This is a genomic window from Streptomyces monomycini (assembly GCF_022271435.1).
Lineage (GTDB): Bacteria > Actinomycetota > Actinomycetes > Streptomycetales > Streptomycetaceae > Streptomyces > Streptomyces monomycini.
In genome coordinates this window covers 176,774-183,586 of sequence record NZ_JAFIQY010000013.1, presented here as the reverse complement: position 1 = coordinate 183,586, position 6,813 = coordinate 176,774, and the positions used below count along the sequence as shown (strand labels likewise).

Here is a 6,813-nt window from a genome sequence, read left to right as displayed (position 1 = left end):
ATCGCCTCGCCGAACTGCTGGGCGATGCTGGGCTCGACCCCTTCGCCCGGCTGCTCCACGATCCAGCCTCCGATCGGGGCTTCCTCGACGCCCATCTACTGGCCCGCCGTTCGTAGGCCCTGCCCAGCCCCCAGCCGATCGGCGCACCTACAGATTGCCAGCTCAGCCGAATCTCGCTGATCAGACTGGAATTGTCAGACAGGCCCTAGGGCCTGTCTCTTCGACCGGTGAGTGCCTCGTGGTGGGGGCTGGTTACTGAGGTTGTCTGCGTGTTGTCGTCGGTGCTGACGATCGGCGGTCGTCGCGGTACGCCGGAACCATGAGGTATCCGCAAGGCGGTGGCCTGAGTGCCGACCGGCGGGCGTTTCGCGAACACATCCGCATGGATGCGGGCGCGATGTTCGTCGCCGGGCAGGGCAACGACGTGATCGCGAAGCAACTGCGGGTCAGCGTCCGCTCCGTGCAGCGGTGGCGCCGGTCTTGGGAGCACGAGGGGCCAAATGGCCTGCGCTCAACGGGGCCGGCCTCCCGCCCCGCGTTGCGCGAAGCCCTGTTTGCGGTCCTGGAACAGGAGTTGGCCAAGGGCCCGGTTGCACACGGCTGGCCCGACCAGACCTGGACCCTGGCCAGGATCAAGACGCTGATAGGGCGCCGGTTCCACAAGAGTTTCACCCTGTCCGGCATCGCAAAGATGCTGCGGCGCCACGGCTTCAGCCACCAGGTGCCCGCCCGTCGGGCCCTTGAACGCGACGAGGACAAGGTGACTGGCTGGGTGAGGGATACGTGGCCGCAGGCAAAAGCGCCGCGGCGGCGCTCGGAGCCTGAATCTGCTTCGAGGACGAGGCCGGATTCTCACTGTCGCCGCCTACCCGCCGCACCTGGGCCCGGCGCGGGCACACCCCGGTGATCCGCGTCCGCGGACGCACCCAGCGCCGCTTCTCAGTCACAGCCCTGGCCTGCTACAAGGCGGGCGAACGCTTCCGGCTGATCTTCCGGCCCAGACTCCATGGACGCCTCGACAGCGGTGCCCGCAGAAGCTTCGCCTGGACCGACTACCGGGACCTGCTGACCGCCGCACACCACCAGCTCGGCGCACCGATGGTTGTGATCTGAGGCAACCTCAACGGCCACAAGGACGCTCGTCTGCGGACCTTCATCGACGCTCACGACTGGATCACCTGCTAGTACTTGCCGCCCTACGCTCCCGACCTCAACCCGGTCGAGGGGATCTGGTCGCTCCTGCGCAGGAATTGCCAGGCCAACACCGCCTTCAGCGACCACGACCAACTACTGGCAACCCTCCGCCGCGGCCTCCGCCAACTCCAGTACCGAAGCAACCTCATCGACAGCTGCCTCGCCGCAACCAGACTCGCACTCACGACAACGCGCAGACAACCTCAGTAGTGGAGAAACCCGCTGTTGTTCCGCAGATGGCGGACGCACACGTCCACGCCGCGACGCTGCTCACCGCTCAGCTCGGTGTGGTCGGCCTGGTCCCGGATGGCGTCGGCGACCTCGGCGCCATGAGCTGCGAGAACAGCGAGGGCGTGGGTGGCGATGCACCTCTCGGTGGCCTTGTCGCCGACGCGGTGGAAGCACCAGGCGGCAGCTCAAGTCTTCTCCAGGACGTGGATGATATCGATGACGATGTGGACGTCGACGTCGTGGAGGCGGGCTTCGGCCCGGACCAGGTCGAGCTGGTGGCGGGCGCCGTCGACCAGGACCACCCACCTGCGACGATGGTGACGATGGTGGGGGCGCGGGCTTCGGCATGATCGAAGACCTGCCCGACGACATGTTCCGCATCGTGGCGGACCGAACCGTGGCCGCTTCTCGCCGTTCCAACTCCTCGAGCAAGGACACCATCGCCCCACCCCCTCACCGAGAAGGCACAAGCAACCAGCACCTCCGACCAGTCCGGCCCAGCAAACGCCCAGGCCAGCCAGTCACTCGGTGTCCACTGTCATCCAATCGCGGTGTCTGACAGCGAAGCGAGTCGTTCGAGCTTCCCTGCCAGCCCTGGGCGCGAAGCCACCCAGTCCAAGCTCAACCGGACGGCGTGACCGGAGGCCACACACCGAACCACTGCTCGGCGCCGTACTCCTCGAACCGCTCCACCTCGGTGAACCCCAGCTTCGCTGCCAGGCGCATCGCGCGGTCGTTGGCGGTCTGGGTGCACAGCACCACCGGCTCGCCGGGGAGCGCGTCGGCGAACCAGTAGAGTGCCGCTGCGCATGCCTCGGCGGCGTACCCGAACCCCCAAGCCTGCGGCAGGAACAGGTAACCGAGCCCGGCTTCCCCGGCGTTCGGACGGACGTGCCCCGGATGCTCTGCACCGCGCGGGTCAAGCGTGATCATGCCGATCATCGCTCCGTCGAGAGCGACCACGAAAAGACCAGGACGTCGCCCGGGCACCTCAGGCACCGCTCGTTCGAGCTCATGACGCGGCCGAGGGCCGCCTATGTAGGTGCCCACCTCTGGCGATGCGAACAGCTCGATGAACGCCGCACGGTCTTGGGCCTCGGACCCGCGGAGCACGAGCCGCTCGGTTCTGATCGGGGCAGGTGGCCAGGCAGCGGTTCCGAGGTCAGCCATGGCGGGCAACCTATCGCACACCCGTGGAAGGACACTCGAAACGAGCCGGACCCAACAACGCCGGAGCCAGCACGAAAGAGACCGTCAGCCGAGCCGGCAACAACCGTCTGCGCCGCTCACCCCGGCCACACGCCGCGACCACCCGGCCCGCCAGACCCGGCGGACACACCAACGTCAACGCCCCAAAGCCCGCCAGCTCAGGCACGCTCTCAGCCACTGGCACCACCCCCGACACCGTGCCAGCAGCGGACGCCCACCAAGTAATGCAACGGCATTGCGCCTAGGGGGCGGTGCAGAAGTGCACATCCACCATGACCAGCAGCGCGCCCCGGAGGCAAGGTGCCCGGATTGGCGGGTCGGCTCGACATCGGCCCATAGCCGGTACGAGCGCCAAGTCGCTGATGTGCCGGTCCAAGGCCGCCACACTCAGACACACTCAGATCAGCTGGTGCACCGGGTAGGCCTGCGGTCCGGCGCTCACGACACCGCTGCCGCCGTCTTCACCCCGCCTCTGGTCCGCGTTCACGACGTCGTGTCCGGTGTGCCGGGGAGGGTCAGGGTGAAGGTGGTGCCGGGGCGGGGGTGGTCGGAGTGGGCCGTGAGGGTGCCGTGGTGGCGTTCGGCGATATCGCGGGCGATGGCGAGCCCGAGGCCGCTGCCGCCCATGTCGCGGGCGCGGGCCTCGTCGAGACGGATGAACCGTTCGAAGATGTGCTCGTACTCGTCCGGGCGCAGCGGCGTGCCGTCATTGTGGACGGTGACCTTGCGTGTGTGGCCGTCGTCGGTGACGTCCAGGACGACGGTGGTGTGTGCGTGCCGTACGGCGTTGTCGAGGAGGTTGCGCAGCAGACGGTGGAGTTGTGCGCCGTCGCCGCGGACGGGGGCCTGGCCGGGGCTGCTGCGCAGAGAGACAGGGTGGCTGTGGTGCTGGTACTCGTGGACGAGTTCCGCGGTGAGGCCGGCCAGGTCGACGAGGGAGTGGGCGGCGGGGTGGTCGGGCCGGGCCAGCAGAAGCAGGTCTTCGGTGAGGGTGTGGATGCGCCGGGTGGCGGTGAGGGCGTCGTGGAGTGTCTGGTACGGGTCGATGGTGTCGGGGTGGGCGAGAGCGGTTTCGAGTTCGTAGCTCAGGGCGGCGACGGGGGAGCGTAGTTCGTGCGAGGCGTCCGCGACGAAGCGGCGTTGGCGTTCTACGGAGGTCTCCAGCCGGTCCAGGGTGGTGTTGGTGGTCAGTGCCAGGCGGCGGACGTGGTCGCGGGCGTCAGGGACGGGGACTCGGCGTTCGAGGCTGCTGTGGGTGATCTCGGCGACTTCCTGCCGGATGGCTTCAACCGGACGCAGGGAGCGGCGCGCGGCGGCCCAGGCAAGGGCGGCGACCAGCAGCGCGGCGAGAGGGACACCCGCGGTGAGCGGGATGCGCAGGGCGGCGGTCGAATACTCGGCAACGTAGGGGGGTGTGAAGACGTAGAGGGTGGAGCGGCACGAGCCGTCGGTTTCGGTGGGCCGGTGGCACGCTTTCGCCGGGGTGTGCACGGCGGTGGCGAAGACGGTCATGGTGCGGTGTGCGAGATCGTGAGCTTGCCGGTGGTCGAGGAGGGCCTTCTGCTGGGCAGTGGTGCCGTGGCTGGGGGGCGGTTTCAGCGTCCCGTCGGGCCGGTGGAAGCGGTCGTGCTCGCGTTCGTCGACCGCGCCGACGTGGATCGTGTCCCGCTCCGGGGAAGCGGTTGTCCGGCGGGGAGGCTGGGCGGGGGGCGGAGGGAGCAGCGCGGTCAGGCCGGCGAGGTCCATGGTTCCGTCGGCCGCGGTGATGATGCGGCCCGTTCGGTCGATCTGGATGAGGGGCCAGTGGAGCAGGGGATCGGCGAGGTCTTCTTTGCCTGCGGCTGCCTGGGCGGCGAGTTGGATGGACAGCTCGAATGCCCGGTTCTCCGTCTTCTGGTAAGCGTCGGCGCTGACGTGCCGGAACAGCCACCATGCCCCGCTGCCGAACAGTACGAGGGCGGCGAGCCCCGCCACGCAGGCGATACGAAGGTGTCCGGGCAGGACACGGAGCAGGGCCGGTGGGCGGCGCAAGAGATGCTTCCGGCCGGTTGTCACGGCTGTTCCCGGGCCGTGAGGCGGTAGCCGTATCCGCGGACGGTCTCGATGCTGTGGGCGGCGAAGGGGGCGTCGACCTTCTTGCGCAGTGCGGAGATGTAGACCTCCACGATGGCGGTGCCCCCGGTGTACGCGGGGTCCCAGACCTCGTCCAGGATTGCCTCCTTCGACACCGGGCGGTCCGGTACGCGCAGCAGACAGGTGAGGATGGCGAACTCTTTGGGCGTCAGGGCGAACTCGGTGCCGCCCCGCCCCGCGCGGCGGGAGGACAGGTCCGCCCACAGGTCGCCGGCGCGCAGTACGGACCGGCCGGCCGCGGTGGCGGCGCCGTCCCGGCGCAGCAGGGCCCGCAGCCGCGCGAGCAGGACCACCGAGGAGAACGGCTTGACCAGGTAGTCATCGGCACCGGTGTCCAGGCCCTCCGCCTCGTCGTACTCGCCGTCCTTCGCGGTCAGCATCAGTACGGGCGTATTCAGGCCCGCGGCGCGCAGCGCGGAGCAGACCCGGTAGCCGTTCAGGCCGGGGAGCATGATGTCCAGCACGATGACCGCATGGTCGCCGGTCAGGGCCCGCTCCAGTCCGCTGTTGCCGTCGCGGACGAGGTCGACGCGGTAGCCCTCTGCCGTCAGCCCGCGCCGTAGGGCGGGCCCGAGCTGCGGATCGTCCTCGACGACCAGGATGCCTTTCACGCGGTCAAGACTTTCACGCCGCCCGCCCTTTTCCCTGAAGGCGATCTTTGGGTTCTTTAGATCATCTTTGGGTTGGCTCCCGCATGGTGTGTCTCCACCACGCCGGACGGCGAAGCGCCCGCCTGCTCACGGCCGAGCAGGGCTCGACGGGCCCGCACCGGCCTGGTCCTCCGACGTACCTGGCCCCAGAAAGCTGCCCTCATGCCCAGCCCCACCACCCGTCTCGTCCGCCTTGTCCGTCCCCTCCGCCCAAGTCACCGCGGCATCGCCCGCCGGCGTCGCGCAGCGACCGCTGCGCTCTGCCTCCTCACCGGGACAGGCCTGATGACCGGATGCGGGCAACAACGCGTCACGCCGGCCCAGGCGCGCGAGCAAGCGGACCAGAGCGCGCTCTCCCCGGCGGCCTCCGCGGGCAAGTCCGCGGAGACACCGGTGGACTGCCGGAAGGCGAAGTGCATCGCGCTGACCTTCGACGCCGGCCCCGGGCCCCACACCCCGGAGCTCCTGGACATCCTCAAAAAGAAGAAGGTGCACGCCACCTTCTTCCTCCTCGGCAAGAACCACGTCCTCGCCCACCCTGACCTGGTACGCCGGGAAGCAGCCGAAGGGCACGAGATCGGCAACCACACCTGGACCCACCAGCGCCTCGACGACCTCACCCCCGACGAGATACGCGACGAGCTGGTCCGCACCCAGGACGCGATCCAGAAGATCACCGGCAAGGCTCCCACCCTCATGCGACCGCCGCAGGGCGGCACGGACGAGTCGGTGGGTTCGGCCACCCGCGCACTGGGCCTGTCCGAAATCCTGTGGAGCGCCACGGCGAGCGACTACGCCACCACGGACACCCGCCTGATCGGCGACCGCATCCTCGACCAGGCATCCCGTGACGGCATCATCCTGCTCCACGACATCTACGACGGCACCGTCCCCGCCGTGCCCAGGATCATCGACGAGCTCCGCGCCCGGGGATACACCTTCGTCACCGTCCCCCAACTCCTGGCCCCGGCCAGTCCGCAGCCCGGCACCGTCTATCACCCGTGACCCGCCCCACCAGCCACCGGGACGGCTCCCACGTGCTGCGGCACACGTACGCGTCGGTGGTCCTTGAGGCAGGTGAGTTGGTGGTGACCCTGGCCAGGTGGCTAGATCACTCGTCCTCGGTGATCACGCTCAGTCACCATGCTCACTTCATGCCGGAGGCTGGGGGGCGAGGACGTCGAGCCATCGACGGGCTGCTGGGCAATCAGGTGGGGACTGTGGTTGAAAATTGAAGCTCCCCCAATTCTCCCCAAGCTCCTCCGGAAGGCTTTCGGGTGGGAGGGATGACTGCGGCAGGATTCGATGCGATCGTATCGGTAAGATTGCATCGTTATCTGTGGACCGAATCGACCGCACGTCGCTGACCTGCGACGAAGCCCAGGAAGTAGCCTGA

Annotated in this window: 6 protein-coding genes and 2 pseudogenes; 4 read left to right on the top strand and 4 right to left on the bottom strand. The window is 68.7% G+C overall.

The window, feature by feature from the left end; all coding sequences use genetic code 11:
- The 3 genes and pseudogenes from JXZ78_RS17805 to JXZ78_RS17790 form a co-directional block, all read left to right on the top strand.
- A pseudogene (locus tag JXZ78_RS17805) lies at nucleotides 1-116 on the top strand (SAM-dependent methyltransferase); the annotation flags it as partial.
- A 203-nt stretch (nucleotides 117-319) separates the two neighbouring features.
- Nucleotides 320-1,404 (top strand): annotated as a pseudogene (locus JXZ78_RS41255) (IS630 family transposase).
- Between the two features lie 26 nt (nucleotides 1,405-1,430).
- The gene (locus JXZ78_RS17790; protein WP_030017946.1) at nucleotides 1,431-1,775 is read left to right on the top strand and encodes a hypothetical protein; all 345 of its coding nucleotides are present in this window, start codon (nucleotides 1,431-1,433) and stop codon (nucleotides 1,773-1,775) included.
- Nucleotides 1,776-2,046: 271 nt separating this feature from the next.
- On the opposite strand, the gene JXZ78_RS17785 is transcribed toward JXZ78_RS17790, so the two are convergent.
- The 4 genes from JXZ78_RS17785 to JXZ78_RS17770 form a co-directional block, all read right to left on the bottom strand.
- The gene (locus tag JXZ78_RS17785; protein ID WP_030017947.1) at nucleotides 2,047-2,595 is read right to left on the bottom strand and encodes a GNAT family N-acetyltransferase; all 549 of its coding nucleotides are present in this window, start codon (nucleotides 2,593-2,595) and stop codon (nucleotides 2,047-2,049) included.
- 10 nt (nucleotides 2,596-2,605) lie between these two features.
- Complete coding sequence (locus tag JXZ78_RS17780; RefSeq protein WP_279634484.1) at nucleotides 2,606-2,800, bottom strand: transposase domain-containing protein; 195 nt, start codon at nucleotides 2,798-2,800, stop codon at nucleotides 2,606-2,608.
- 317 nt (nucleotides 2,801-3,117) lie between these two features.
- Nucleotides 3,118-4,665, bottom strand: a complete 1,548-nt coding sequence (locus JXZ78_RS17775; protein WP_157851461.1) for a sensor histidine kinase — start codon at nucleotides 4,663-4,665, stop codon at nucleotides 3,118-3,120.
- 20 nt (nucleotides 4,666-4,685) lie between these two features.
- Entirely contained in the window at nucleotides 4,686-5,378 is a 693-nt protein-coding gene (locus JXZ78_RS17770) for a response regulator transcription factor (RefSeq protein WP_030017949.1), read from the bottom strand.
- Nucleotides 5,379-5,702: 324 nt separating this feature from the next.
- Here JXZ78_RS17770 and JXZ78_RS17765 point away from each other — a divergent pair, with 324 nt between their 5' ends.
- On the top strand, nucleotides 5,703-6,422 hold the full coding sequence (locus JXZ78_RS17765) for a polysaccharide deacetylase family protein (protein ID WP_050502068.1): 720 nt from the start codon (nucleotides 5,703-5,705) through the stop codon (nucleotides 6,420-6,422).
- The last annotated feature ends 391 nt before the right edge of the window (nucleotides 6,423-6,813 follow it).

What these genes read in the sequence shown, in the direction of transcription:
- JXZ78_RS17790 (WP_030017946.1), top strand. Translation starts at nt 1,431, where the DNA reads ATGGCGGACGCACACGTCCACGCCGCGACGCTGCTCACCGCTCAGCTC.
- JXZ78_RS17785 (WP_030017947.1), bottom strand. Translation starts at nt 2,595, where the DNA reads ATGGCTGACCTCGGAACCGCTGCCTGGCCACCTGCCCCGATCAGAACC.
- JXZ78_RS17765 (WP_050502068.1), top strand. Translation starts at nt 5,703, where the DNA reads ATGACCGGATGCGGGCAACAACGCGTCACGCCGGCCCAGGCGCGCGAG.